The sequence below is a fragment of the Agromyces sp. NPDC029043 genome (assembly GCF_055564615.1).
The window spans coordinates 1-26857 of the sequence record NZ_JBVHVX010000030.1; the positions used below are offsets into that span (position 1 = coordinate 1).

Here is a 26857-nt window from a genome sequence, read left to right on the forward strand (position 1 = left end):
GGCGATCGGCTTACCTGTCTCCTCGACGATCCGGACCGCCCCATCACGAAACTCCCGGTCGTACTTCTTCCGCTTCTCTGGCATCGTGCTCCTCATTATCGATGCCTCTACGGTTCGGGGGGAACCTCAAGGCGGGTGACCCATCCGGTGGTGGTGTCGAAGAGCACAGGGTAGGCGTTGTGCGCGGCTTTGATCCCGAGCGCGATCGCGAGGTGGGTCTTACCCACTCCAGGTGGTCCGAGAAGGATCACGTTGTCGCTCTTGGCGATCCAGGTGCTGGTGGCCAGATGGGCGATAACATCGCGACGCAATCCTGGAAGGCGGTCGAAGTTGAAGTCCTCGAGTGTCTTGACCGCGGGGAAGCGAGCGCCACTGATCCGCAGCACGGTGCCGTTGGCTTCGCGTTCACTGACCTGGCGGTCAAGGATCGCTGCGAGGTACTCCTCGTGGGTCCAGTTGTCGGTGCGGGCCCGCTCGGCCAACTCGGCCCAGCAGCGGCGGATCGCTGGCATCTTCAACGCCCGCGCCGCGAACTCGATCTGCTTACCTGTGTGATTGTCGGACATGGTATTTCACCTTTCAGTGATAGTGGACGGGGTGGGTGGTTGAGCACCTGACGGGGTAGCAAAGTGCACCCCGAACAGGTCGTCGTAGTCTGGTAGCGCCCGGATCGGTACCTCGTGGCCGTCGGGGTGGGCGCGGATGCGGGCGGCGTTTCGGGCCCGGTTGGCGAGGTCTTGGCGGCGGTAGTCGCGGCGCAGTTCTTTGGCTGCCCGCACGTGCTGAGGGTCGGCGATGGTGACGTGGTTGGCCCAGCTGCGAGCGTGGTCGGCGACGGTGACCTCGCCGCACTGGATGCGCACCTGCTGCAGGTCGGCGGTGATGTCGACGAAGCGACCGATCACCGACGGGTGCACCGAATAGTCATTGCCGGCCACACGTACGTAGTAGTCGCGACCGAGTCGCACCCGGCTACTCAACCCGATATGAGGTGCGGTCGGGGGAAGCCCGGCCATCTGCTCGAGGTCCTCGGCGAGCGCATCACACGGGCGTCGATCACCGATCGCGCGCACCACTCGGGTGTTGGCATGATCGGCCAGCCACCGATCGAACTGGGCGGTGAAATCGTCCGGTGAGGCGAACTGGCGGCCCGGCAGGAACGAGGTCTCGAAGAATCGGTTGTTGCGTTCGACCATGCCCTTGTACTCGGGGTCTCGCGGTGGCGCCAGCTCCAGCCGAGTGCCCAAGGTGCCCACGAATCCTGCGGCCAGCGCGGTGGGTGTGCCCTTGGGGCCGATCGCGGCTTCGCGGTCCCACACCAGCTTGCGGGTCACCGCGCCCAGTTGCGACAGCAGCAGCCACATCCCCGTCAGGATGTCTCCGCCCTGGCGCGACGGGATCATCACCGCCGACCGGTATCGGGAGAACGCCAATGTCATCACCAATACCGGTAACATGGCGAATTGATTGTGGCCCACTGGGATTCGGTAGTCCGGGAACCACAGATCCCACTGCGAACAGCCGCCGGGCTCATAGATCACCCGATCGGCCGGATCTACCCCACGAAACTCCGGGCGAATCACCCGGACCCGGTCTTTGAGGACAGTCAACGATCTCGTCCACCCGATCCGCTCCGCGATCACCGTCGCCGGCATCGTCGGATACTCCCGCAACAACGCCCGGATCTGCGGTTCGAACGCATCGACCACCGAGCCCTTCGCCGGTCGCGAGTACTTCGGCGCGGTGTCTGAGGCCAACGCCGCCCGCACCGTGTTACGGGCCACCCCCAACCGGCGCGATCTCCTTGATCGGCACACCCTCACTGCGATGCAAACGGCGGATCTCCGCCCACTGCTCCACTGAAATCACCCTCCTAACAAGACGGGGGTCAAAATTCACCCGTCGTCAGGGGGTCAGTTTTCAGGCGCCGTCAACATACCCTTCGGGATCGATCCAACGACCGCGTCACCAGGTAGAGCGTTTTGAGTGCGGACTGCTCGTTCGGGAAGTGCCCTCGAGCGCGCACCGCACGCCGCTAGCGGGGCGTTGAGACTTTCGATAGCGTTGGTGGAGCACAACACTCGTCGAATTTCGACGTCGTTGTCAAGGAACGGGATGAACTCCTCCCACGCACTCTCCCACAGGGTCACGATCGCCGGGTACGGCGTGCCCCACTTCTCAGCGAATTCCTCCCATCGCAGCCGGGCCTCAGCGGCGGTCAGCGCGGTGTAGATCGGTCTGAGATCGGCGCTGATCTTGTCCCTATACTTGCGGGAGGCGTACTTGAAGGTGTTCCGGATCAAATGGATGATGCACGTCTGTACCGTGGCCAACGGAAACGCGGCGGACACACTGTCGGGCGACCCTTTCAAGCCGTCACAGACAAGGGAGAAGATGCCCCTGGCACCCCGGTTCTTGAGGTCGGTGAGCACCGCCCGCCGGAACGTGGCCGACTCGCTGCCGCCGTCGCCAGCCCACATGCCGAGGATGTCTTTGTGCCCATCGAGATCAACCCCGATCGCGGCGTAGATCGGCCGGCTACTCACTCACGCACCTCATCCGCGGTGGTGACATCGTGTTCTTGACCAGTCTCAACTGGCCCTGCCACCAGGGCATCCACGCCCTCGACTGTGTCGGTCATCGTCGTGATTCCTCCTGCCCCACGCCGGGGGCGATCAAACCACTTACACCGAATCAGCGACAGTCCCCCCTGCGGCGTCAGTCTGTACGCGTGAAGTTGGCGAAGAAGTCATCGATTGTTGATAGGTCGGCATACCGTCGAAAATGAGCGACGTCGACCTTGACGAAGACACCGCTAGAGGTGAAATACGTTCGATCATCGAACGATCCAACGGCCGCGATGTGCAGTAGGCGATCCGACTCGTGGTCAATCCAAGCAGAGAGGCGAATGGGAGTGTGCAGAGGGACCGGCTGACGGTATTCGACGGTCAGGGTGCGGGTCACCGCGGGGGTCCGCGCGATCCACAGGGTGAAACCCATGATGTCGTCGCAAGCGGCCGAGATCGCTCCGCCGTGCGCCAACCCGGGCGCGCCAAGGTGCCTCTCGTCGAAGGTGTGATCGGCGTACACCCGCTCGCCACTCCGGTAGACCTCAAGTTGAAGTCCGTGGGGGTTTTCGCTTCCGCAGCCCATGCACTGGGACGAGTGCGCCGGCAGTCTTGCTTCTGAGGTCATCTTCTGATCGTTGTCCTTACTAAGCCGCCACCTACTCAAACAGGGTGCGGGGGTCGATGAGGTGTGGGAGCAGGTCCCGACACGGTCTTTCTGTAAACACTATAGGTAATACTGCCAGTACCTGGTACCGTCCATAACGCGCACCAGCATTAAGCGGCGCATACCCCGTGTACGAGGGAAGGAGAGGTCCATCACCACTCGGACCGGCGCCAACCGTTTCCTGGACGGCGCCGCCACTTTCGGTAGCACCCTCGGCTTGGCTGGCCAGGCCCTGCGGTGGGTAGCGGTAGACATTGCTACGGGACGGTTTCCGTTTCGCGAAGCCGTATCGCAGACTTGGTTCGTTATTGTCGTGACGACTCTGCCCGCGATTCTGGTAGCTGTGCCATTCGGTGTCATCGTGTCGGTACAAGTGGGAAGCCTCACTCAGCAAGTTGGGGCCACGTCAATTGCTGGCGCCGCTGGGGGCCTCGGGATCATTCAACAGGGAGCGCCCATCGTTACCGCCCTTCTACTCGGGGGCGCGGCCGGATCAGCGATTGCCTCTGATTTGGGCGCTCGAACGATTCGCGAAGAAATTGCCGCCATGGAGACACTCGGACTCAACCCCACCAGGCGCGTCGTAGCACCTCGGTTCGTATCTGTGTTGATCACTGCGCCGATGCTCTGCATGCTGATCGTCTTCACCGGGCTGCTGGCGGGCTACGCCATCAGCGTCGATGTCCAAGGCATCACACCCGGCAGCTATGTTGCATCGTTCGCGTCGTTCGCATCGGTAACCGACATCGTTGTCGCTCTATGCAAATCGCTTGTGTTCGGACTTGTCGTGGTGACGATTGCTTGTCACCGCGGGCTGTCGACGAAGGGCGGCCCTAAAGGCGTCGCAACCTCGGTCAATGCCACCGTAGTGCTGGGTGTCGTCGCGTGCTTCGTGATCAATGTCTTTATCACGCAACTAACAACCATGTTCGTCCCCCAAACCATTGGATGAGAAACGCCTCGTGACCACCGTTCCCTCCCGGAGGTTCTCCGCCGCCACCCGGCCGGTCGGTGCCGTGATCGCGCCCGTTGCACAAGTACCTGAACGCTTGGGGCACGTCGCGACCTTTGTGATCGCCGCGGTCCTCGGCATCCGCCATGTCATCACCACATACCGGCGCCAAACCCTGCTCTACATACAAGAATTCGCCTGGGGTAGAGGTGCAGTCTTGGTCGGTGGTGGAACGGCCATCGTCCTCGCCATCCTCGGCATCGCCGTCGGCGCCTCAATCGGTATCCAGGGTTACGCCTCGCTGGACCTCGTAGGGATGGGTTCACTGACTGGATTCATCTCTTCCTACGCTAACACCCGAGAGCTTGCGCCAATGATCGCTGCGATCGGGTTCGCAGCACAAGCCGGCTGCCGGTTGACAGCTGAGATAGGCTCGATGCGCATTTCCGAGGAGATCGACGCTCTCGAGGCTATGGCGGTACGTCCCATTCCCTTCGTCGTCAGCACTCGCGTAGTGGCGTCGATCACGACCGTGATTCCTTTGTACATCATCGCGCTTATTCTCGGATTCGCGGCCGCTAAGCTCGTCGTCACACAGGTACACGGCCAATCCGGCGGCACTTATGATTTCTATTTCGACCAGTTCCTCAAACCTCAGGACCTTATCTTCTCGCTCATCAAAGTTCTTGTATTTGTCGTTTCCGTAGTGATTATCCATAGCTATCAGGGCTACTTCGCCACAGGCGGAGCTGAGGGGGTAGGCCGGGCGTCCGGCCGAGCGATCCGCACGAGCCTCATCGTCATCGTCGTGGAGGACATGATTCTGACACTTCTGATGTGGGGATTCGATTCCGGCGTACGGATTTCTGGGTAGGGGGGTTCAGTGGCTGTCTTTCATGATCCGTCCGGGCGCGAACCATCGCACGGGAACCTGGTCCTTCGGGGGGTCGCCCTCTTAATCCTCGGCGCGATAGCTGCCTACTTACTGATAAGTGACGCTAACGGTGACTTCAGCGATCACACGTCGTTGACCATCAACACCGACGCGATAGGCGACGGATTGAAGGGGGGATCGGAAGTGAAGTACCTTGGGTTCACCGTGGGCGAGGTCTCGAGCATCTCGGTTCGAGACCGTGGCGCGACGGTCAAAATCAACTTCACCGGTTCCGGCAACGACCTAGATCTCCGGCAGGGCATGACGGTGAATTACACTTCGGCAAACGCACTGGGACCGACGGCACTGGAAATCGTAGATCCTGGACACGGACCGCCCATCGGTTCCGGCGGGAGTGTCTACGTAAGCAGGTTGCAGTCTGAACAGACCTCGGTGTCAACACTTGTTCGCAAGATCTCCACGCTGGTCGAGGCACTGGACCAGCCCTCGTTCGAAGCGGTGGTGAGGTTCATCGTCGAGGATTCGCAGGCAATGTCTGATAGCGGAAAACTCGTATTCCAGATCGCGAAGCTCACGCGGGATGTCCAGAAACGGCCGGTCGGGGAGGACCTAGAAATTGCAGCCAATCTGTCCACCGGAGTCGCCGACTTCATGACGCCGTTCGTCCCTGGCGTCTTGAAGAACGTCGATATCGCTGACTTTTTCGCCACTCAACAGAACATCGATCGCACGAAAAGCAATCTCGGCGACACGGGAAAGGTTCTGTTCGGTGCACTCGGCGGACTGCTCGACAAGAATTACCCGGCCCTGAGTTCGCTGTTAGACGTCGGCCTTGATCTAGCGCGGCCCGTCGCCAGATCCGCCTCGGGGCTCGTTCGCACGGTGTACACGATCCCGCAGATCCTCGATGGCATCGACAAAGCCTTGCCGAAATTCGGCGACCGAGTCCAGCTCCAGCTAGCACTGGTGGTCCAGACCTCACCTGCTCTACAAAGCGCATTGAGAATGGGGGGGCCCACGGGATGACTCTGAGGTCTCTGACACCCACAATCATTAAGATCACCGCGTTCACCGCTGTCATCGGCGTCCTTACGTATGTCATCATCGCGATTCTGCAGCCGACCAACGAAGGATCCTCCAGTTCGCAGCATTCCGCGGTTTTTGCCGACGCTTCCGGACTCAAGCCCCGCGACGGGGTACGACTCGCTGGAGTGAAGGTGGGATATGTAACGGCTGTCGACCTGAAGGGATCAACAGCGATCGTCCGTTTCCAACTGGACGACGGCGTCTCGATTACCCCCGCGACGACTGCCGCCGTCCGTTACCAAAACCTGCTGGGGCAGCGGTATGTGGAGCTCATCAATGCCGGACAAGGCGCCGACCAGGAGTCGATCACACAGGTGGCACTCAACAAGACCGTCCCGTCGTTCGACGTATCGACACTATTCAACAGTTTCAAACCAGTATTCGATACATTGAATACGGCCGAGATCAATGAGCTTCAGTCGAACCTGCTACGGGTCGCCCAGGGGGACGGTCGAGGTATCGCACCAGTCATGAAGCAAGTCGCGAACATCACCGAGTACGGGAACCAGCGTTCAGAGATCATCACCAACATTGTGACGAGCCTGGGACAGGTGTCTGATCAGTTGATGGGGCGCTCCGCCGAACTGGTCGAGTTGATAGACAAATTGGGGTCAATCGTCGATGCGTTCAGCCGCGTGAGCGATCGCCTGAGGGCCTCGCTGCGGGAGGTCAACCGTTCGATGGCGAAGACTGTGCTCTCCGGTGAGCAGATCGAGTCGACCTACGACACCAGCTTCGCGGCCATTTATCAGAGATTGGTGCGGGAGCCAGGGGATACAGAAAGCTTACTGAACGGTGCCGTTCTCCTGAAGCCACTCCTGGACGCCCTGGAAACTACATCCAAAGCGACACCTTCGTCCTCGGCGGCAGGGTGCGCCCGAGGAGTGCTCGACCTACCGAGAACAGCGCAGATCGCCCTGATGGGTCAACGACTGGTGGTGTGCCAGTGACCCGCTTCTTCGATAAGCGTCCGCATCACCGCCCGCAGCGTCGGCGCGACCTCATCCTGGCGGGAGTCGTTACGATGGTCACGGTGGCCGGCCTCGTCGTGGCGGGTGCTGTGTACATCTCACCGCCCGGACAAACTAGCTACAGTGCCAAGTTAGTCAATACCGGCGGATTGGAAGCCGGCGACCAGGTACGTATCGCCGGGATCAGGAAAGGCAAGGTCGCGTCAGTCGACCTGACCGGAACGTTCATCACCGTGCGATTCCGGCTGGATGACTCGATTGCCGTTCGGTCGGACGCGACGGCGAACGTCCGTCTCATCACCCCTATTGGTGGACGTGTATTGGACCTCGACCCAGGTTCAGGCCCGTCGGCCCTCGACGGTGCAATCCCACTGGAGCAGACAAGCAGCACCTACGACATTTCCAGCACGCTTGAGACAACCACACCGGTGTTCCGTGACGTGCGTGGTGTTGATCTACGGCGCACAGCGGCGCTGCTACAGAATGCTTTCTCCGACGGAAACACCAATATCCCTGATGCCCTGCAAAACGCGAGCAGCCTGATGGACCTACTGCAACGTCAGTACGCACAACTCGACAAGACGATGACGTTGTCCGATGAGTACGTCGCCGCCCTCGCAAACCGCAAGCAGGTACTCGTGGACTTCCTCCGCCAGCTCAGCTTCCTTGCCCGCACCCTTGGACCAGACATCGCCAACGTCCAGAACGGATTCGATTATCTGCGCCGTCTTTTCAAGCTACTGACCCGACCGCTTGTCGCGTACCGCGACGGAATAGAACCATCGGTACAACAGTTCAAGACCCTTCTGAACAAGGTGTCGGCCCAGATGCCCGCCTACGCAAACGCGCTGACCCAGGTCGATCAGATCACCAGACGACTGAGCATTCTTCTCGACGCTCCAGAGGTCGGTCCAGCGAGTCCTGAACCGACTGTCCGCATCTGCATCCCGAGTGGTGATCAAAAATGCTGACAGAGCGGATGCGTCAGCATCTGATCCCGATCGCCACCATCGTCACACTCGCAGTAGTGATCGCGGCCGTAGGAATCAACTATGCGACAGCCGACGACGACACGCGGCCACTATGTGCGGAGTTTTCCGACGCATCAGGTCTGTACGAAGGCAACTCCGTCGCGATGCTCGGCAAGAAGGTGGGCAGGGTCGTAGGCATTCACGAGGAGGGCCAGAGGGGCGTGCGTGTCGACATGCGGATCGACAAGACCGTGCCGCTTCCCGCGGATGTGGGGGCCACCCTGGTGTCCACCTCGATTGTCACCGAAAGACAAATCGAGTTCACCCATCCCTATCGCGGCGGAGAGCATTACGAGTCGGCCAAGTGCATACCACTGAACAAAACCAGGACTCCACTGGGGATTAGTCAAACGCTCGACGCGATCAGCACTCTTTCCGATGAACTCGTCAAGGACGGCGGACGTGACACCGATGCGATTCTCCAGGCGCTCACGCTCGTCTCCAAGAACATGGAGGGAACCCAGGGCGATATCTCTGGCATTCTCAAGGACTCGGCCACGCTGATCAACGATCCGACCCGGCGTGATGGTCAGATACGCAGAATTGTAGCCAACCTCGCGACCTTAACCGGTGTTGCCACCGAGAACAGTGCTGAGGTGACCCAGCTGTTCGACAACTTCGTCGGCGCAATCGAGGTGATTGTTGCTTTCGGTCAAACATTCGGCGCCGCAACAGAGTACGCAGGTACCTTCGTCCCCATCCTGTCGCGATTGGCGTCCGACTTCGGTCCACCGATCTTCGCAATTGGTGATGCTGCGGTTCCACTCCTCGCGCAAGTAGGCAAGCAAGAGAACATCCTGGCGACCGTCGCCGCTCGAACGGCTGACCTCATCGTCAAGCATCCGGATGCGAAGTCGATCCTGCGGGCATTCGCCGTGTCTGTCCCACTGCAGACCCTAAGAACGGCGTGTGCCTCTCCCCCCGTCAACGGCGTCTGCAGGACGGGTAACGAAGTGGCGACGATCGCTAACTTGATCGGAGGGCAATCTCAATGATGACCTACGGCTACCTTCGCCGTGTCACGGCCGCGATCGTGACGCTGTTCGCAGCGACCATCGCCCTCGCCGCCTGCAGCATCAACGCCGACAACCCGCCGACCATCGGCGGATCATCCGCCCGAGACGGCTACGACATCGAGATCGAGTTCACGAGTGCTCTGAACTTGCCTGCCCGTGCCAAAGTCCTCTCTCGAGGGATTGACGTCGGTGCCGTCACCAGCGTCACGTACGACGGAGGCCACGCGCTGGTTGCCGCCCGAATTGATAAAGACGCCCAACTGCAGGAAGATTCGCGCGCGGAACTCCGCCAAGACACTCTCCTGGGCGAGATTTATGTGGCCATCCTTCCCCCCGCACAGCAGTCCACCCAAGCCTTGCTGCACGCGGGATCGGTAATACCTCTCTCACGCACCGAACCGGCTGCCAACGTCGAGGACGTGATGCGGGGGATGGCTAATGTACTGGGCGGGGGTGAACTCGATAAAATCCATACCGCGATATCGACACTGAACTCGACCTTTCCGAGTGACCCCGCCCAATTCGATACGCTTTACCGCACGACGTTGCGCACCGTGTCTGAGGTGTCCGCCAACACCGACAAACTCGACGTAGTCCTGCAGTCGGCCGATCGCACACTGAAAGTGATCCTGGCCGACCCGTCAGGTACTGACCGAATGTTGACCAAGGGGGGAGTGAACTTCTATGGTCTGGGCTATTCGCTAATTGACGTCGCGCTACTTATCGCCAACCTGCGCGACTTCGCAGTATCTGCCGGCCGTATCGTCGACCCTGAGTATTCCCGCATCAAGGAAACGGTAGGAGCGATCGCGCCGGTAATCGCGTCCATCGCGTACTCGGACATCTACTCCAAGGATGTTTCCGACAAGGCGACGCGTGTAATACGCGAGAAGCTCATCCCATTCGTCAGCTCGCCAGATATCAACGTTTCCGACGTGTCTATCGACGGCCAAGATCTAGCCCGACGTGATGCCGGGTCGTTCATTAACGTATTGCGAGCGATCGGAATGATGCCATGATCCGCAGCACCGTCGTATCCCTGGTTGCCCTTGTCGTCGTCTTCCTCGTCGGAGCAACATACCTGACCATCGACGTGGCACGAATAAACCCGTTCCGCTCCGACTACACGATCTCGGCCATACTCAAGAGCTCGGGCGGCCTGCTCGACACATCGCCGGTGATGCTAGAGGGGGTGCCGGCGGGCAAGGTGACATCTATTCGCGTCACAGATAATCAGCTCGCCGTCGACATGTCCATCGACTCCGGCTACAAGATCCCTCGCGGCAGTGTCATGACGATCCAGAACCTCTCGGTCGCGGGAGAGCAATACATCAACTTCATCCCACCGGATACCACCACCAGTGAGTACTTGCGTAGTGGGGACCTAGTGCCCGCCAGCGCCATCCACGTGTCCCAATCCGTTCCCCAGGTGCTCCCGAAAATGTCGGCAGTGGCCGACGCGCTCGATCCAGCATCGATTCAGACCATCAACGAAACGATCTCGGCTGCAGTCGACGGCCGGCAAAAGGACCTCGACACGATCGGAGACATGATGCACCGCCTCGTGGACTTCGTCGGTGACGACGGTGCGGTCCGTACCACCGCGGACAATGCCGAGTTCCTCCTGGGCCTCATGTCGAACGTGGGCGGTGTGCTCAGTACCGCGTCGGTCCGGACCCCGGATGCCGTCGACGGTTTGGCGAGAATCCAACGTGCGTTCATCGTTTTCACCTCTACGTCCTACGACAAATGGCCACCAATCCTGAAGCTAGTGGAAAAGCTCAGCGGTTACATCCAGATACTTCAGCCCGACATTGTCGCCATCACCCGCGCGGTCAAACCGGCGACGGCGAAAGTCGCAGACACATACGTCGACTTCGGATCGATCGGTGATCTCCTGGCGCGAACAGTCCCCGCGTCCCATCGGGGACAGGCGCAAATCCCGATCGCCGTCACACCATCACCCCGCTGACGCCCGATGTCTCCCCCCCTACCCCAGCATTTACAGAAGGCAGCAAATGACCGCACACGACAACGGATCAGAATCCGAGGACAGCGGCACCGAAAATGAGCTGACTACGGCTTCCGATAAGGCAGACCGCGGCGACGCCACTAGTGCCACAGAACCTGCGACGTCACAGGACGTTTCCGCCTCGGACGAGGCAAGCCCCCCGACGTCCGAGGCCGAGCAGCGCTGGGGATCAGCACGCCTCCAGGTGGTGGCCGTCGGTGCTCTCGTGGTAGTACTCGCGGTGCTGGCCGGGCTCTTTGCTTACCTCTACATTGACATGCGGCAAGCAAAGACGTCCCTGGAGGACGCCGCCACACAACGAGCGCAGGCAGCGCAGGCAGCATCGGACTACACCACAAAGTCGCTCACGTACAGCTACCAAAACACCGACGCATTCTTTACCGAAGTGAAAGAGAATGCCAGCGATGCGTTGGTCAAGCGATACGACGATGTCGAACCCACCCTGACCCAAATCATGAAACAGGCCAAGGTCCAAGCGGCGGGACGCGTACTGGCGACCAGCGTCACCGGCAGCGCCAGCGAGAACCGGGGGGAATACACGGTGCTGGTCTTCGCCACCCAGAAGACCCAGAATGTTCAGAACCCTCAGCCGAGCGAACTCCCCACACTGTTGAAAGTCGTCGTGCTGAAGACCGATAACGGCTGGCAGATCCAGGATTACGGACCTGCCGAATGATCCAGCGTCCGCCGCGAAAGGAGAGTTAGATGAAAAGCACCATGCAGGAGGTGCCGATGACAGTGTCATCGATACTGCGCCACGTCGCAACCAATCACACTGTTAGGCAGGTGATTACCTATTCCGTGAACGGCTCTGCCCGGTATGCGACCTACGGCGATCTTGAAGAGCGATGCGCACGTCTGGCGAATGCTCTGCGTCGGGTCGGCGTGGTCGGCGACGACCGCGTGGCAACGATGCTGTGGAACAACCAGGAGCACCTCGAAGCGTACGCTGCGGTACCCGCGATGGGCGCGGTGCTGCATACGCTGAACATCCGGTTGTCACCGGCTCAGCTGCAGTTCATCGCGAACCACGCCGAAGACAAGGTCATTATCGTGGACGGGTCGCTGGTTCCGTTGTTGGCGGCGGTCCTACCGGGCTTGGCGACGGTTCGGGTTGTGTTCGTTACCGGCGACGGCGACACCTCCCCGCTCGACGGGCACGGCGTGACCGTGATGCGATATCATGACGCGCTCGCAGCGGAATCCCCAGTGTTCTCTTGGGTCGATCCCGACGAGCGGTCGGCTGCGGGTATGTGTTATACGAGCGGCACTACAGGCGATCCCAAGGGGGTTGTCTACAGTCATCGCTCGGTGTTTCTGCACTCCATGGCAGCGTGTACCGGTAACGCTCTGGCGATCGCAGAAGCCGATCGTGTACTTCCCGTCGTGCCGATGTTTCATGCCAGCGCCTGGGGTCTGCCCTACGCGTCGCTGATGGCCGGCGCGGACTTGCTGATGCCTGATCGATACCTTCAAGCAGCGCCGCTCGCTGACATGATCCAACAACATCGCCCCACGAAGGCAGGAGCAGTACCGACAATCTGGAACGATCTTCTTCAGTACGGTATCGCGAATCCGGGTGTCGACTTGTCATCGATCGACCTTGTCGCCTGTGGTGGAGCTCCCGTCCCGCAGTCGTTGATCGAGGGGTTTGCGGACCGCTTCGGCGTACAGATTATTCAGGCGTGGGGTATGACTGAGACGTCCCCGCTTGCAGCGGTAGGTCGGCCTCCCGCCGGGATCAGCCCCGCAAAGGAAATATCTTACCGCAAGCGACAGGGACGGGCAATTTGCGGGGTGGAGATGCGCCTCATCGACGAGGGCGGCCTGCCTGTTCCCCGTGACGACAAGTCCGTCGGTGAACTCGAAGTGCGGGGTCCGTGGGTCACAGGCAGCTACTACCGACTCGAGGACACCGAGAGGTTTCGGGATGGCTGGTTGCGGACCGGCGACGTGGGACACATCAGTCCGGACGGGTATCTGACGCTGACCGACCGGTCCAAGGACGTCATCAAGTCCGGGGGCGAATGGATCTCGTCAGTGGAGCTCGAGAACTGGATCATGTCGCACCCGGATGTCGCCGAGGCCGCGGTTGTCGCGATGCCCGACCCCCGATGGCAGGAGACAGCTCTCGCTGTTGTGGTTCCGGCACCGGGTCGCGAAGTGTCGGCTGACACGCTCCACGAGTGGTGCCTAAGAAATTGCCCGGAGGAGATCCCGCACTGGTGGATCCCGAACAACTGGACGTTCATGGAGCAGATACCACGGACGAGCGTGGGCAAGTTCGACAAGAAGGTGTTGCGCGCGAAGCATGAGCAGGGCGAGCTGCCGGTTGTATCGAACTAGCGCCGCACGGGGTCGGCTTCGCGTCCGCACTGGCCGAGATAGGACACCGCCGAGGTAAGGCACAGATGTGCCCACCGAACGTCCTCAGCGTTCGGTGGGCACGTATTTATTGGAGCGATCCGTCTGCCCGATGGCCCCGGTGGGAAAGACAGAACCGTCACTGGGAATTGCGCGGCCATTCATCTCTCACTCATCGTTCGTTGGGCGCCGTTTTATCGAGCGTCGTAGAGTTTGCGAGGTGGACATCGCAGCCAGCGCTCCACATTCGCAGTCATCAGCACACAACATCGAAGGGGCCACCATCATGGCCGAGGCTATCGTGGGCGCAATCATTACCGACATCGTCGGCGAACTGGTCACCGGATCGATCGAGTCCGGATCAGACGAAGCTACCGCTTGAGCGCTTCACAGAAGAACACACCGCCCCGTGGCTTCTGCCGCGGGGCGGTCTCTTGGTGCGCGGGGGCTCGAGAGCTTGTCAAGATGTCTGTGTAAGAACGTGACTCCTGATTTTCTTGTGGTCTGTGGGGTCTAGCTGAGGTGGGGTTCGATCCGGTCGGGGTAGGCCAGTGCGAGTTGTCCGAGGGCCTGTTTCCAGTTGGTGACGACCTGTCCCTCGACCAGTCGTCCGAGGGCCTTACGGGGCTGTGACCGCCTGGTCCCGCGTTCTTTGAGGCGTTGAGCGGCTCGTTTGTCTTCGATGTCGCAGATGGCCAGCCACAAGAGTTTGCGGACCGCGATGTCGTTGGGGAAATGTCCGCGGTTCTTGATGACCTTGCGGAGCTGGTAGTTCAATGACTCGATCGAGTTGGTGGTGTAGATGACTTTGCGCAGCTCGGGCGGGAATGCCAGGAAGGGGATGAACCGATCCCAGGCTCGGTCGAAAGCCATTGCCGCACTCGGATATTTGGCGCCTAGTTCCGAGTCGCGGAAGGCTTCCCACTCGCGGCGGGCGGTCTCGGCGTCGGGGGCGGTGTAGATCGGTTTGATCGCCCGGGCCACGTCTTTGCGGTCTTTGTGGTTCACGAACCGCATCGAGTTGCGGATCAGATGCACCACACAGGTTTGCACGGTGGCCAGCGGCCAGGTCGCCTCGATTGCTTCGGGGAATCCGGTGAGCCCGTCACAGCACACGATCAGCACGTCCTTGACGCCGCGGTTGGCCAGATTCGCACACACCCCGGCCCAGAACTTGGCGCCTTCTTCGGCCTGTATCCAGATTCCCAGCACATGCTTGACGCCGGCCATGTCGACGCCAATAGCGATGTGGGCGTGCTTGTTTCGAACATGAGAACTGTCTTTGACGTTCACCACCAGGGCATCAAGGTAGATGACGGGATACAACGGCTCCAGCGGCCGGTTCTGCCATTCGTCGACCGCGTCGAGGACCTCGTCGCAGATCTTGGAGATCGTCTCGTGCGAGAGATCGGTGCCGATCGTGGCGGCCAAATGGTGTTGGATATCGCGCAACGTCATGCCGCCGGCGTACAGCGGGACCACGATCTTCCACTCCAGCCCGTACAAGACCGTCTCCGACGTCGAGTTCGCGGCCGCTGGTTGGGTCGACTGGTACAACAACAGCAGGCTGCACTCGAGTATCGGCCAGATCCCCCCGACCGAGTTCGAAACGCTCCACTACTCTGGCCTCGGCCCGAGGACCAGCCCACAATGGAGGCGGCACAAAACCTCGGGTCGTTCAGTCCCTGTGCGTGAGGCTCCGGCCCGCAACCCCCAACACATCGCCGTGGAGTCACCCATACCGTCTAGCGTTGTACGGACGCAATTCGTCTATCACGAGCGACCGTGCCGCGTCATGCCCTATGCCGATCCTTACCTGTTGACGGGATGGTCGGGAAGTTCAGGGACCGACGCTTGTCAGATCCCCATGGGTCCGTCCGCGTGTCTTTTGCGATGGTCCCAGGGCGCGCCGGAAGCGGTCGATGTCACCCGGCCACCAGCTTGCAGTGCCCAGCAGCACCGCTAGTGCCGGGACTACTAAGGTCCGCACCAGGAACGTGTCGAGCAGCAAACCGACACCGATGATGAACCCGATTTGCACCATCACATCGATGGAGCCGACCATCAGCCCGAACATGCTGGCTGCGAAGATCAACCCGGCCGAGGTGATCACCGAACCGGTGTAGGCGACGGTACGCATTACTCCGACCCGCACGCTCGCTCTCGTCTCCTCTCTCAGGCGTGAGACCAGCAGCATGTTGTAGTCAGCGCCCACCGCCACCAAGACGATGAACGACACCAGTGGAGCTGGCCAGGCGATCCCGGCACCGAGGATGTGTTGAAGTACGAGCACACCGATACCAAGAGCCGCCATATAGTTCAAGACGACGGTTGCAAGGAGATAGACCGGTGCAACGACGGCCCGCAACAACAGCATCAGGATCAGACCCACGATGAGAAGTGTGGCTATGCCAAGCAGTTTGAAATCGTACGACAACAACCGCTGGACGTCGGCATTGATCGCAGGAAAGCCCGCGACCGAAGCACGTCCGCCCTCCAGAGTGGTGTTCGGCATCGCGTTCTCGGCGACGCTAGACAGCTCGTTCGCCAGCGTCATTGCATCGGCAGAGTATGGGTCGTAGGAGGTCTGTACCGCATAGCGCACGGTTTTCCCGTCGGGCGAGATGAACTGTCGAGCGACCTGACTGAACTGCTGGTCCTTGAACGCATCCGCGGGGAGATAGAAGCCGGTTGCCGAATCAGAATCGCCGATCTCGCGGGCGGGAGCCCGAAGCTGTGCGGCGACCTGTGCTAGTCCACCGAGTAGCTGAACGTTGCTGTCCACCAAAGCCCCGACTCCGTTCGACAACTGACGTGCGCCGTCGGCGAGTGCGCCGACGCCGGACTCGAGTTGCGAGACCCTGTTCCCGAGGTCCTGTCCACCGATGGTCTGTAGTGCAGAATTCAGCGTTTGAAGAGAACGCTGCAGCTGTGCCATGTCGGTAGAGCCTGGCGCACTCACGCGGCCGAGTTGCGCGGCAAAGTTAGCCACCCTCGCGAGCGACTGATCATCCGCGAGTGCCCGGATGTCGGCCGTTTGCGCGCGCAGTGCCGAGCACTGCGCGATCTGCTGACACCACGGAGCTTCCAATGCGGACAACGCTGGCGCGACCGCGTCTGCCGCAGACTGGGCCCGACGTGCGAGTTGAGACAGCTCAGGCGCTCGCTGGGAGAACTGTCGAAGCGTTGGGGCGGCGCTCGCGAGTTGGTTCACCAACGGCCGGTACTCATCGAGTTGTGGGCCAAATGACGACACCTCGTCTAGCAACCCCGACAGCGGAGCGAGATTGGATGAGATCTGGTCTTCTAGCAGTGCCAGGCCTCCGGCGAGCTGCTCTGATCCGGTCTTCAGGACGGCCAGATCACCCTTGCGGGCCTGTACATCTCCGGTCTCCTCGGTGATCTTGGTACCGATCTGATCGTTCTGCCAAGACAATTGCGCCTGCTGCAGCTTCTCACCGGTTGGCCGCGTCACGCCAATGACCCTGGTCACGCCGGGAATCTGCGCGACGCGGGATGCCAACTGGTCGAGGTCGGCAAGGCCTTGAGCCGTGCGCATGTCGTTCTCGGACTCCACCACCAAGAATTCCGAGATAATGATGTCTTTCGGAAAGTGGCGGTTGAGCAGCGCGTAGCCTTCGTTGCTCCCTGTGTCAGTTGGCTGCCCCTCTCGATCGTCGTAGGTGATCTGGATTGTTGCGGCGACCAGGGCGAGGCCAATCAACGCGACTACACTGATCGCGAGCAGAGGGACCGGCCGCCGGATAACCATGACTCCGACTCTTCTCCAGTAATCCCGCGTCAGGTCACGGCGGGGAAGGCCGGCCCCTCTCTTGGCAGCGAAGGAGAGCACGGGGGGCAACAATGTCACCGTCGCCAAGAATGCGAATGCTATGGCGATTGCGCAGGCCGGCCCCAAAGTGTTGAACACACTGAGCTTGGCGAAGGCCATAGCCAGGAAGGCTAGGGCCACAGTGCCCGCCGATGCGAGAACCACGCGGCCGATAGTTGCATTCGCGTGGGCAATAGCGGCATCAGGAGAGTTGCCTGCTCGAATACCCTCATGATAGCGGCTGATGAGGAACACCGAATAGTCAACTCCGGCACCGAAGATGATGACGGTCATGAACATCGAGGTGAACTGGGATACCGGCATGCCCAGCTCGCCTAGTCCAGATAGAACTCCGCGACCCACGGCCAAACTCATGCCCACGACAAGCAGCGGCATCAGCGCGGTGAACACCGAACGGTAGACGACGAGGAGGATCACGGCGATCAGCAGCACGGTGGCGACAGTGATCAGGACCAGATCCGACTCGCCCACGGCGAGTTGGTCGCTAAAGGTCGCGGGTGGGCCTGTCACACGGACTCTCGTCTCAGTGTCGCGAAAGATTCTCTCCGCGGTGTCGCGTACCGCTGCGACCGCCTCCGCGGTATCGGGTCCCCCGAGTGTGCCGGTCACTCCCACGGGCAGATACCAGGCTTGCTTGTCTTTGCTGAGAGCCTGACTCGCAGTGAGGGGATCGCTCAGCAGGTCTCGGACGGCGATGACGTGCTTGTCGTCCGCCCGCAGGGTGTCGACAAGCACGTGGTATCGATCGCGGGTGTTGTCGGACAGGCCTGCACTGTTCTCCATCACAACGAATACGGTGGTCTTGGCGCCGCGCTCGTCGAAAGAGGCGCCCATACGGTCCAAGGTCTGAAAAGACGGGACTCCGGCCGGGATCGGATCCACAGATTGTTCCCGTACCACTGACTCCAGTTGAGGAAAGAGAAGGCCTAAGCCGATAGCGGCACCGAGCCAAACCAGCGTCACAATCCCTTTGCGGCGGAGGGTAAACCATGCAACCCGCTCAAGGGTCGGACTGTATTCGCCGAGTTTCTCGCCCCCTCTCGACGAGCGGGTTCGAATGGGAGACGAACTCACCATGTGCAATATCCTCTCGACCTGAAGTGGGCGACCCAATCGTTCGGATCCGTCTGGCGAACGTCCGTGCGGTGGATGATTGTCACTTGTGGTGGTGCTCGGCCATGTCTTCGACCTCCTCGAGAGTGGTGGGCAGGTGGTATGGGGGGGTGCTCTTACCTGAGATGCGGTATCGGCCCCAGAAGTCGGGATCCCCGACGACACACTCCGCCCGCCCCTCAGCGGTCGTAAATACAGCGATCGCGCGGGCGCCTTTCAGGAGCCCGTCGAGCTCATCATTCTTCTGAATCCGGCCATACCAGGTGTATAAGCCGTTCAGCGGCTGGAAATAACCTCTTATTTTCGCTTCGACATGGATCTCCGTCCCACGGCACACCAGGGTTCCTTCGCCGGAGTAGTCGAGGTCATGGTCGTCAGACATGCAGCCCTACCTTCTTCGCATTGAGCGTTGACAAATAACGCGGTTCGTGGATACTAGCAGTACCAGATACTGCGAGTAATGGGTACTGGGCGCCAGGCCCCGACTCCCAGCCTTGAACGACCGAGGAGAAGACATGACCGTGCAGGATGCCCATATCAAGCCCGACTTTTCACAGGAGGGCATGGCCCGGGTGAACGGGCGCAAGCCCGTCGACATGGAACGATCTGCAGGTCGTCTGTTGCGGTCTTCCGCGGAGAAGTTCTACGACGCGGAGATCGACATCGACTGGGAGTCGCCCTGGGAGGAAGGCAAGTACTTTCTGCCAGAGCACCGGGTGTCGCTATACGGCACCAAACTATGGAACAAGATGACCGAGGAGCAGCGTCGCGAGCTGGGACGCCACGAGATCGTGAGCATCCTCAGTTTCGGCATCTACGCAGAGAACCTCTTGAGTTCGGCGCTCCTGCGCATGTCGGCAAAGGGGGCCCTAACCGATCAGAAGTCCCTATACGCGCTAACAGAAATCGGCGATGAGTCCCGCCATTCCACTATGTTCGCGCGCCTCATTAACAAAACAGGCGTGCCCCCTTACAAGCTCCCTAAGGGCTTCTTGAGCTTCGCAAAGATCCTGCATTTCGTCCCGCTCGGACCGTCGGTGTCCGGAGCCACGCTGCTGATCGAGGAAATCCTGGACCGCGCCCAGCGCGAGGCGATGAACGACCCAAGTATGCAGCCTCAGCTTCGCCAGCTCATGAAGATCCATGTCCTCGAGGAAGCCCGTCACATTACCTTTGCGCGACTGGAGATGATCGAAGGCATGCAGCGTCGACGTAAGGCGACGCGCGCTTGGCACCGAGGGGTGCTTGCCGTCATCGCGAACCTGGCGTACCCGCTGCTCATTAATCCGAAAGTGTACCCCGCAGTGGGAATTAGCCGCTGGCGTGGCGTATGGGCACAACAAACCAGCCCAAACTATCGGACCAACCTGCAGTTCATGTCGGAGCCCATGATTCGGTTCTTCCATGAGGCGGGAATGCTGGAAGGCAAGTTCACAATGGCCATGTGGCGCGCGACGCGGAGCCTTCCCGACGATCTCCGCTGATCTCCGTTCACGCGGCCGAGCCGTCACGGTCGACATCAGTTAGACCTGTGCGGAGCATTCTCGATGGCTTCGCGATCACTTCCGCCTCAACAGATCACCCGCTGCCACTGTGCGCAGGTGATGTGTTGTGCCAACGAACCCACGAGGGAGAAAGCATAAACATGGCATCTTCAACTACCCGGCGCGCCTCGCGCGCCGCCGCCAAAACCGACTCAACCGACGACCCGATTTCGACCAAGATTCTGATCATCGGAAGCGGGTTCTCTGGTCTCGGGATGGCCGCACAGCTAAGACGTCGCGGGTACAGCGACTTTCTAATCCTGGAGAAGGCAAGCTCCGTCGGTGGAACCTGGCGCGACAATACCTATCCGGGCTGTGCATGTGACGTCCCGTCGCTGATGTACTCGTACTCATTCGAAAGTCGAGGTAGCTGGTCGAAGGTGTGGTCGTCACAACCAGAAATTGAGCGGTATCTACAAGACGTCGCGGACAAGCGCGGCGTGACACAAAAGATTCATTTCGGTCAGAAGTTGGTTTCCGGATACTGGAGCGAGTCAGAGTCGCGGTGGCACCTGCGTACTGAGTCCGGACGTGAGTACATTGCTCAGTTCGTAGTTTCAGGAGTCGGTGCGCTGCATATCCCCAATTTTCCCGAAATTTCGGGGATTGAGGACTTTAAAGGCGAAGCGTTTCACTCCGCACAGTGGGATCATTCGGTGGATCTGGAGGGCAAGCGTGTCGCCGTGATCGGCACTGGTGCCAGCGCTATCCAGTTTGTGCCGTTCGTACAGAAGGAGGCCATGTCCCTCAAGGTCTTCCAGCGAACCCCTGCCTGGGTCCTACCCCGCAAGAATTTCACCGTTCCGCCGGCCCTGCGGACTCTTCTGAGCAGACTCCCGATTGCACGTCGTATCGCCAGGTGGTCGGTGTACTGGGGTGCGGAGAGCCTAGCCTTCGGCCTCAACGGTCACTCCAACCTTATGCGGCCAATCGAACGGGTCGCTCGGTGGAACATTGAACGCTCCATCTCTGATCCGGCACTACGCAAGAAACTGACCCCGTCATATCGCATCGGCTGTAAGCGAATTCTGGGGTCAAACGACTATTACCCTGCACTTGCGGCGCCCAACACCACCGTCATCAGCGATCGGATTGAGAGGGTCACCGCTGATTCCATCATCACCTCAGACGGCGTCGAGCACCTCATCGACGTAATTATTTATGCGACCGGTTTTCACGTGACTGATGGTTTCGATCAGCTCGCCCTGAAAGGTGCCACTGGCGAGGATCTCCCGTCCCACTGGCATCAGACGGGGATTAACACGCACCTGGGCATCACGACCAAGGGTTTTCCCAACCTGTTTTTCCTCCTCGGACCCAACACGGGCCTCGGCCACAACTCAGTGGTGTTCATGATCGAGCAACAGATCAAATACATCATGAAGGCCATCGACACAGTAGAAAGCCGAGGCGCTGAGAAGGTTGACGTACGCCCGTCCGTGCAAGAACAGTTCAACACCGACATCCAGCGGAAGCTGGCCAAGGGAGTGTGGACCAACGGCGGCTGCACGAGTTGGTATCTCGACTCGCAGGGCGTCAACCGGACCGTGTGGCCGGGCTTCACATGGCAGTACTGGCGCGCCACAAAAGATTTCGACCCCGCTGAGTACGACATCGCCTGAGCCCGAACGCACGGAGAGACACGATTCGTAGAAATGGTGAGACGACAGTGAGCAATTCTGACCGGCATGATTACACAGGCAAGGTGGCAGTGATCACCGGTGCCGCGTCAGGGATCGGTCGGTCTCTGGCACTCCAGTTGGCGGAGCGAGGTGCCGCACTGGCACTGTCCGACATTGATGAGATGCACTTGAAGGAGACTGCAGAACTTTGCCGCACCACGTATGCGGCGACGGTAACCGCCGCCGTACTAGACGTTGCGGACCGCAGTGCGTTTCAGGACTATGCCGACGGAGTGCGGTCAGAGTCGGGCCACGTCGACATGGTGTTCAATAACGCCGGCGTGGCCTTGGGCGTCGACGTGGTCGACATGACCTGGGAAGACTTCGACTGGCTCATGGGCATCAACTTTGGCGGAGTCGTTAACGGGTCGAAGGCGTTTCTGCCTCACCTGATCGCGTCCGGGGACGGACATCTCATTAACACGTCGAGCGTCTTCGGCTTGATCGGAATCCCCAGCCAGAGCGCATACAATGCCGCGAAATTCGGCGTCAGAGGCTTCACCGAGGCGCTCCGACAGGAGATGAAAATCAGTCGATACCCGGTCACAGTGACATGTGTGCACCCGGGGGGTGTAAAAACCAACATCGTCAACAATGCCCGAGGCGTTTCCGCCATGGGGGCAGACACCGCGACTGTCGCCTCGCTGTTCGACAGGATCGCACGAAGCACCCCGGATAAAGCAGCGGCGACAATCCTCAAAGGTATGGACAAGAAGAAGGCACGAGTGTTGATCGGTGCGGACGCCCGCGGTTTCGACTTCGTGGCACGGGTGATCGGTCCCCGCTACCAGGACATCGCGGCGCCACTGACACGGGCGGGTTACGCGGTCGCACGTAGACAGGGGATCCTCAAGTGACCGTCGAACCCGATGCACGTCCGGCTGCCGCAGCCCGCTCACGCACCTTGCGCGTCTCAGAAGTGACCCAGGAAACGAAAGACTCCGTCACCATTTCGTTCGAGATCCCCGATGCCATGGTCGAGGAGTTCAAGCATGTCCCAGGGCAATTCATCACCGTGAAGATCCCATCTGATCGGACCGGTCATGTCGCACGATGCTACTCGTTGAGCAGCTCGCCTCACGTCGAGGACTTCCGTCTCGAGATCGGGATCAAGCGGACGGAGAACGGTTACGCATCGAACTGGCTGTGCGACAACGCGATGACGGGAATGGAGTTGACCGTCCTCCCGCCGTCGGGGCACTTCACGGCTAAGAATCTCGACGTCGATTTTCTATTCTTTGCAGGAGGAAGTGGGATCACTCCGGTCTTGTCGCTGATTAAGTCGGCGCTTGTGTGCGGCGGGGGCGAAGTCACACTGTTCTACGCGAATCGCGATGCCGAGTCGATCATGTACGAGGGCCAACTGGCGCAGATCGCCTCCGAGTTCCCCGAGCGTTTCACGGTCTTCCACTGGTTGGAGTCGGCTATGGGGATTCCGGCACCTGAGGATGTCGAATCCGCCATACGTGAGCACCGCGGTGCACAGATCTACACCTGTGGTCCGGCGCCGTTCATGGATCTGGTTCAGAAGTCGGCGGAGGCCTGCGGTGTTGAGCACGCCTCGGTACATCGAGAAGTCTTTCAGTCACTGACCGGAGATCCATTCGAGACAGCCACGATGCGTCAGCTCAGTGACGACGATGGTGTGGCGACCGCCACGGTCTATCTGAATGGGCAGTCCATCACGACTGAGTGGCCGCGCAACACTCCGTTGCTCGACGTGCTATTGGCCCAAGGTCACAATGCCCCGTACTCCTGCCGAGAAGGGGCCTGCAGCGCGTGCGTATGCAAGCTGGTTGAGGGTGATGTAGAAATGGCACAAAACCACATCCTCGTTGAAGATGACATTGCCGACGGTGAACGGCTTGCGTGTCAGGCACTTCCGCTGACGGATGCAGTCACGGTGAGCTTTGATGACCTCTGAGATAGCGAGCGAGTCGCGAGGATCGCGGCACCTCGAGGTCCTCTCCTCCGACGGAACCAGGTTGTTCGCCCAGGAATTCGGCTCGGGCCGGGATGCTCCACTTCTAGTCTTTAGTCACGGCTGGGCCTGTCAGGGGCGTTTCTGGCGGCCACAGATCGAACAGTTCGCGGCGACGCATAGGGTAGTGGTCTACGACCAACGCGGACACGGGTGGAGCGACCGGGGCCGGGTACCGTTCTCGGCGAGACTTCTGGCCGATGACTTGGAGTCCGTAGTTCGGGCGGTAGCCACTCCCACCGACAAGGCTGTCGTGGTCGGACACAGCATGGGAGGTATGTCCATCATGAGCTGGGCAGCTGAGTACCCAGCCTCGGTGTCGGAGCTGGCCCGCGGAGTAGTACTGGCAAGCACCGGGCCATCACAGTTGGTGGATCGGTCAACGTTACTCAAAGTTCCCCGCCAGCTACGACCGAGACTTGAACGGGCCTTCGCGGCTAGTCTTGCGGTCGCGGGACCCGAGATGCAGGACACGCGTTTGTCTCGCCGCCTGATTCGTTACGGAACCCTGGGCCCGGGCGCGACTGTCGAGGTAATCGATGAGTGCGCCGACATCGTGTTGCGATGCCCACCACAGGTGCGGGGGATGTGGGGTGCGGTTTTGGCGACAATCGACGTCAGCAGGGGTGTTGACTCGCTGACAGTGCCGGCGGCGGTCATCGTGGGCGATGCCGACAGACTGACCCCGGCGGCCCATTCGGTGGATCTCGCAGCGCGACTGGGTCGGCAGGGCGTTCTATTTGAATTCACTCTTCTCGACAAGGTCGGTCACATGTCCAACCTAGAGGCCGTTGAAGACTTCAATTCAGCTGTGGCCAGGTTAGACAGATCCGCTTGAAGCTCGTTTCGACCCATGTCTCTGCCGACTGCATGCGTGCGCCACGTGCTTATTGGGGCGACGGTCAACCATCCTGGTAGCGTGGTGGGTCATGTCTGTAGTCCGTCGAATCTCCGCAGCCCCGGTGAAAGTGCAACGTCGTGTGCGCGATGCACGAAGCACGCGTTGGGACGACCACCGCGCTATCGTGAAGGCTGAACTCGTCGACGCGGCAATACGCGCGATCGAGAAGTTTGGCGACGCTGTGAGCATGGACGACTTCGCGGAAGAGGCAGGGGCGTCGAAGCCGAAGCTTTATCGCCATTTCGGTGACCGAGCTGGGCTCTATTCCGCTGTGGCAGCACGTTTGGGTTCGATGATGTGGGAGTCCGCACAGTCAACTCTGCTCTCCGGACAGCAGGACTCCGTCGACGAGCTCTTCCGGTCAGCGATCTCCGCATACGTGTCATTGGTCGACGAGCATCCGGCGGTCGTCCGCTTCCTCATGACGAACCACATGTTTCAGTATTCTGAGTCCGGCGAGGGAGGGGCCGCGGATCAGCTGAGATCGGCAATGGATATTATTTCCGACGAGTTCGCCCGTAGCCTCCAATCGGTCGGTGCCGACGAGTCCCTCGTCGCCGTCGTAGTGGCCTCCATCTTGGGGGCGGGCCTATCAGCTACCCAATGGTGGATCGATCACGGTCGGCTCAATGGAATGAGCAAGGACCTGTTCTCCGCGCACCTTTATCAGACGTCGTGGGGGATCATTGACGGCGCTGCGGCCACAGTGGGCGTTCGCTTCCGCAGAGACAGACCCTTCGGCGACCCCGCGTTCGCCACTCGCCTCGGACTAGACTGATCCCGCTCGCGAGAGACGGTGCCGCCCCAGTCTCCGCCCTCAGTATTTGATCACAACTGTGTTCCTTATCGCGAGGAGCACTTGTCCAAGTGTCGGATGGGCGGGTCGAACGACTCGTCGTCTACCACCTGATCTAGTGTCATCACGTCGCCCCCGGTGATGAAGCCGGCGAGCCAGTCAGGCCCCAGGTCTGGCGCGACCAGTAGGACCGAATCAACTCGTAGGAACTGATGCCCACGATCTCGTGGTTCACCCCGTCGGACTCCGGTAGCGACCCACCTCAGTCGATCCAGATGCGAAAGGGCCGGGCTAGGGCCAGCCACTCACCGATGCGGTGCTGGCAGTTCTTCTAAACGGCGGACCTTAGGGATCTGGCGGCGGAGTCCAGTGAGGTGGCAAGGCTCGACTCAGTGTCAGTTAGAACCGCCGCGGCCTCGATGACGTGGTCGAGCCGGGTAGCAGCGGTCGAGCCCTTGTGTACGGCCGCCTGAGCGACTGATGTCCATGCTGCAGCCGCTCGGTGAGCATCTCTGGCAAGGTCGCTGGTTGCAGCATCGCCGGTCAGTCGGGCGATCTCGTCGCAGCCACACGCGAGTAGTCGTCGGAACAGGCCACCACCCGTACCTGCCTTCTCGATGAATGCACCAAGACTGAATAGGTGGACTTCGAGCACGTCGGAGGGCAGCTCATGCCAGAGCACCACGTCAGAGGATAGTGCTAGGGCTGCGTCTATTCCGTGTGTCCCCGAGTGTTCGACAGGGCCGGCGATCGTGGATCCTGCGGGCGCGCGCATGCATGCCGCAGATTGCGCGAACGCCTCCGCAGCCACGACGGCGATTGACGGTAGCGCCTCGGGCCAGTCAATGCGGAAGAGCGTATGTCGGGTCGGCTCGGGGAAGGTCATCGAGCGTCGGGCTCGCGCCAGCGCGTCGAAGGGAACCTGTTGAATTTCGACGCGATCGTTGTCTGCGACGTAAGCGATTTCTGCGTCGCTGTCGTAGCCCACTATGACGATATCGTGGCGACTCATGCGCAACTGAACGCGCAGGTAGGGCAATTCAGCAATTTCGGCCCACACGAGCGCGGGCCGGCCGCGGTCGAGTTCGTCGCGGACGAGATCCCACCCTAGCTGGGGATCGTCGGTGGACCGGACCTCCACCGTAGCGCCGAGACGGCGGGGGAGGTCCATCTCGAAGTCAGGACCACGTCCTACCAGATACAACGGCGGCACGAGGGCGTCGGTGCGAACATACGTGAGCGAGAGTGCTCCGCCCAGAGCGAACACCAGACCCTCGTTCGGTGGCCCGTCGAAGCCTAGTCCCGACCACTCCATCAAGTCGCGCATCGCGCTGGAGCCGCAATGGCCGCCCATTCGGTGTGGATAGGTGTCGAGCAATGACTCGGACATTGTCATGGTCTCCCTA

22 protein-coding genes and 4 pseudogenes are annotated in these 26857 nt (G+C 60.4%); 18 read left to right on the forward strand and 8 right to left on the reverse strand.

Translation table 11 applies throughout. The features are described from left to right. Positions 1–107 precede the first annotated feature (107 nt). From ACZ4TW_RS22670 to ACZ4TW_RS22685, 4 genes and pseudogenes are all read right to left on the reverse strand, one after another. Positions 108–566: an ATP-binding protein gene (locus ACZ4TW_RS22670; protein WP_020169762.1), complete on the reverse strand. Its 459-nt coding sequence runs from the start codon at positions 564–566 to the stop codon at positions 108–110. Between the two features lie 6 nt (positions 567–572). Beyond that, positions 573–1869 (reverse strand): annotated as a pseudogene (gene istA / locus ACZ4TW_RS22675) (IS21 family transposase). Positions 1870–1951: 82 nt separating this feature from the next. After that, positions 1952–2546 (reverse strand): annotated as a pseudogene (locus ACZ4TW_RS22680) (IS256 family transposase); the annotation flags it as partial. Between the two features lie 172 nt (positions 2547–2718). Beyond that, positions 2719–3195, reverse strand: a complete 477-nt coding sequence (locus tag ACZ4TW_RS22685; protein ID WP_005194983.1) for a PaaI family thioesterase — start codon at positions 3193–3195, stop codon at positions 2719–2721. 256 nt (positions 3196–3451) lie between these two features. Here ACZ4TW_RS22685 and ACZ4TW_RS22690 point away from each other — a divergent pair, with 256 nt between their 5' ends. From ACZ4TW_RS22690 to ACZ4TW_RS22740, 11 genes are all read left to right on the forward strand, one after another. Next, positions 3452–4186 (forward strand): MlaE family ABC transporter permease, encoded by a 735-nt coding sequence (locus tag ACZ4TW_RS22690; RefSeq protein ID WP_005194985.1) that lies wholly within the window; start codon positions 3452–3454, stop codon positions 4184–4186. A gap of 10 nt (positions 4187–4196) precedes the next feature. Then, a complete protein-coding gene (locus ACZ4TW_RS22695; RefSeq protein ID WP_006369623.1) occupies positions 4197–5060 on the forward strand; it encodes an ABC transporter permease in 864 nt (287 codons plus the stop codon). A 153-nt stretch (positions 5061–5213) separates the two neighbouring features. Next, complete coding sequence (locus tag ACZ4TW_RS22700) at positions 5214–6107, forward strand: MlaD family protein (RefSeq protein ID WP_231632834.1); 894 nt, start codon at positions 5214–5216, stop codon at positions 6105–6107. Next, positions 6104–7117, forward strand: a complete 1014-nt coding sequence (locus tag ACZ4TW_RS22705; protein WP_006369624.1) for an MlaD family protein — start codon at positions 6104–6106, stop codon at positions 7115–7117. The genes ACZ4TW_RS22700 and ACZ4TW_RS22705 overlap by 4 nt, the downstream gene beginning before the upstream one ends. Continuing rightward, complete coding sequence (locus tag ACZ4TW_RS22710) at positions 7114–8109, forward strand: MlaD family protein (RefSeq protein WP_006369625.1); 996 nt, start codon at positions 7114–7116, stop codon at positions 8107–8109. The genes ACZ4TW_RS22705 and ACZ4TW_RS22710 overlap by 4 nt, the downstream gene beginning before the upstream one ends. Positions 8110–8117: 8 nt before the next feature. Next, on the forward strand, positions 8118–9164 hold the full coding sequence (locus ACZ4TW_RS22715; RefSeq protein WP_465546637.1) for an MlaD family protein: 1047 nt from the start codon (positions 8118–8120) through the stop codon (positions 9162–9164). Next, positions 9164–10204: an MlaD family protein gene (locus ACZ4TW_RS22720; RefSeq protein ID WP_231386569.1), complete on the forward strand. Its 1041-nt coding sequence runs from the start codon at positions 9164–9166 to the stop codon at positions 10202–10204. Before ACZ4TW_RS22715 ends, ACZ4TW_RS22720 begins: the two co-directional genes overlap by 1 nt. After that, the gene (locus ACZ4TW_RS22725) at positions 10201–11157 is read left to right on the forward strand and encodes an MlaD family protein (RefSeq protein ID WP_006369626.1); all 957 of its coding nucleotides are present in this window, start codon (positions 10201–10203) and stop codon (positions 11155–11157) included. Before ACZ4TW_RS22720 ends, ACZ4TW_RS22725 begins: the two co-directional genes overlap by 4 nt. Positions 11158–11203: 46 nt before the next feature. Continuing rightward, complete coding sequence (locus ACZ4TW_RS22730; protein ID WP_005195127.1) at positions 11204–11893, forward strand: hypothetical protein; 690 nt, start codon at positions 11204–11206, stop codon at positions 11891–11893. Between the two features lie 29 nt (positions 11894–11922). Continuing rightward, positions 11923–13563 (forward strand): long-chain fatty acid--CoA ligase, encoded by a 1641-nt coding sequence (locus ACZ4TW_RS22735; protein ID WP_005195128.1) that lies wholly within the window; start codon positions 11923–11925, stop codon positions 13561–13563. A 238-nt stretch (positions 13564–13801) separates the two neighbouring features. Beyond that, positions 13802–13963 (forward strand): hypothetical protein, encoded by a 162-nt coding sequence (locus ACZ4TW_RS22740; protein WP_005195129.1) that lies wholly within the window; start codon positions 13802–13804, stop codon positions 13961–13963. Positions 13964–14094: 131 nt separating this feature from the next. Here the strand turns inward: ACZ4TW_RS22740 and ACZ4TW_RS22745 are convergent. Next, positions 14095–15066 (reverse strand): annotated as a pseudogene (locus ACZ4TW_RS22745) (IS256 family transposase); the annotation flags it as partial. Here ACZ4TW_RS22745 and ACZ4TW_RS22750 point away from each other — a divergent pair. Beyond that, positions 15059–15229 (forward strand): annotated as a pseudogene (locus ACZ4TW_RS22750) (integrase core domain-containing protein); the annotation flags it as partial. The pseudogenes ACZ4TW_RS22745 and ACZ4TW_RS22750 sit on opposite strands and share 8 nt — an antisense overlap. Positions 15230–15421: 192 nt before the next feature. Here the strand turns inward: ACZ4TW_RS22750 and ACZ4TW_RS22755 are convergent. Both ACZ4TW_RS22755 and ACZ4TW_RS22760 read right to left on the reverse strand, forming a co-directional pair. Continuing rightward, positions 15422–18511 carry an MMPL/RND family transporter gene (locus ACZ4TW_RS22755; RefSeq protein WP_026919817.1) on the reverse strand — a complete coding sequence of 1030 codons (3090 nt, stop codon included), beginning with the start codon at positions 18509–18511 and terminating at the stop codon, positions 15422–15424. A gap of 79 nt (positions 18512–18590) precedes the next feature. Continuing rightward, positions 18591–18929, reverse strand: a complete 339-nt coding sequence (locus ACZ4TW_RS22760) for a DUF4873 domain-containing protein (protein WP_005195185.1) — start codon at positions 18927–18929, stop codon at positions 18591–18593. 133 nt (positions 18930–19062) lie between these two features. Between ACZ4TW_RS22760 and ACZ4TW_RS22765 the strand changes: the two genes are divergently transcribed. From ACZ4TW_RS22765 to ACZ4TW_RS22790, 6 genes are all read left to right on the forward strand, one after another. Beyond that, on the forward strand, positions 19063–20031 hold the full coding sequence (locus ACZ4TW_RS22765; protein ID WP_005195186.1) for an AurF N-oxygenase family protein: 969 nt from the start codon (positions 19063–19065) through the stop codon (positions 20029–20031). A 161-nt stretch (positions 20032–20192) separates the two neighbouring features. Beyond that, the gene (locus ACZ4TW_RS22770) at positions 20193–21713 is read left to right on the forward strand and encodes a flavin-containing monooxygenase (protein WP_005195187.1); all 1521 of its coding nucleotides are present in this window, start codon (positions 20193–20195) and stop codon (positions 21711–21713) included. 83 nt (positions 21714–21796) lie between these two features. Continuing rightward, positions 21797–22630, forward strand: a complete 834-nt coding sequence (locus ACZ4TW_RS22775; RefSeq protein ID WP_465546643.1) for an SDR family NAD(P)-dependent oxidoreductase — start codon at positions 21797–21799, stop codon at positions 22628–22630. Next, positions 22627–23697, forward strand: a complete 1071-nt coding sequence (locus ACZ4TW_RS22780; protein WP_005195189.1) for a ferredoxin--NADP reductase — start codon at positions 22627–22629, stop codon at positions 23695–23697. Before ACZ4TW_RS22775 ends, ACZ4TW_RS22780 begins: the two co-directional genes overlap by 4 nt. Next, the gene (locus tag ACZ4TW_RS22785; RefSeq protein WP_006369630.1) at positions 23687–24592 is read left to right on the forward strand and encodes an alpha/beta fold hydrolase; all 906 of its coding nucleotides are present in this window, start codon (positions 23687–23689) and stop codon (positions 24590–24592) included. Before ACZ4TW_RS22780 ends, ACZ4TW_RS22785 begins: the two co-directional genes overlap by 11 nt. A gap of 187 nt (positions 24593–24779) precedes the next feature. Then, complete coding sequence (locus ACZ4TW_RS22790) at positions 24780–25433, forward strand: TetR/AcrR family transcriptional regulator (RefSeq protein ID WP_010844918.1); 654 nt, start codon at positions 24780–24782, stop codon at positions 25431–25433. A gap of 349 nt (positions 25434–25782) precedes the next feature. Here ACZ4TW_RS22790 and ACZ4TW_RS22795 read toward each other — a convergent pair. Next, a partial coding sequence (locus ACZ4TW_RS22795) for a BtrH N-terminal domain-containing protein (RefSeq protein WP_465546646.1) occupies positions 25783–26857 on the reverse strand: 1075 nt, incomplete at its 5' end.

Excerpts from the sequence above, each read along its gene's own strand:
- ACZ4TW_RS22785 (WP_006369630.1), top strand. The coding sequence starts at position 23,687 with ATGACCTCTGAGATAGCGAGCGAGTCGCGAGGATCGCGGCACCTCGAG.
- ACZ4TW_RS22725 (WP_006369626.1), top strand. The coding sequence starts at position 10,201 with ATGATCCGCAGCACCGTCGTATCCCTGGTTGCCCTTGTCGTCGTCTTC.
- ACZ4TW_RS22765 (WP_005195186.1), top strand. The coding sequence starts at position 19,063 with ATGACCGTGCAGGATGCCCATATCAAGCCCGACTTTTCACAGGAGGGC.
- ACZ4TW_RS22670 (WP_020169762.1), bottom strand. The coding sequence starts at position 566 with ATGTCCGACAATCACACAGGTAAGCAGATCGAGTTCGCGGCGCGGGCG.
- ACZ4TW_RS22770 (WP_005195187.1), top strand. The coding sequence starts at position 20,193 with ATGGCATCTTCAACTACCCGGCGCGCCTCGCGCGCCGCCGCCAAAACC.
- ACZ4TW_RS22685 (WP_005194983.1), bottom strand. The coding sequence starts at position 3,195 with ATGACCTCAGAAGCAAGACTGCCGGCGCACTCGTCCCAGTGCATGGGC.
- ACZ4TW_RS22730 (WP_005195127.1), top strand. The coding sequence starts at position 11,204 with ATGACCGCACACGACAACGGATCAGAATCCGAGGACAGCGGCACCGAA.
- ACZ4TW_RS22760 (WP_005195185.1), bottom strand. The coding sequence starts at position 18,929 with ATGTCTGACGACCATGACCTCGACTACTCCGGCGAAGGAACCCTGGTG.
- ACZ4TW_RS22705 (WP_006369624.1), top strand. The coding sequence starts at position 6,104 with ATGACTCTGAGGTCTCTGACACCCACAATCATTAAGATCACCGCGTTC.
- ACZ4TW_RS22735 (WP_005195128.1), top strand. The coding sequence starts at position 11,923 with ATGAAAAGCACCATGCAGGAGGTGCCGATGACAGTGTCATCGATACTG.
- ACZ4TW_RS22720 (WP_231386569.1), top strand. The coding sequence starts at position 9,164 with ATGACCTACGGCTACCTTCGCCGTGTCACGGCCGCGATCGTGACGCTG.
- ACZ4TW_RS22755 (WP_026919817.1), bottom strand. The coding sequence starts at position 18,511 with ATGGTGAGTTCGTCTCCCATTCGAACCCGCTCGTCGAGAGGGGGCGAG.
- ACZ4TW_RS22715 (WP_465546637.1), top strand. The coding sequence starts at position 8,118 with ATGCGTCAGCATCTGATCCCGATCGCCACCATCGTCACACTCGCAGTA.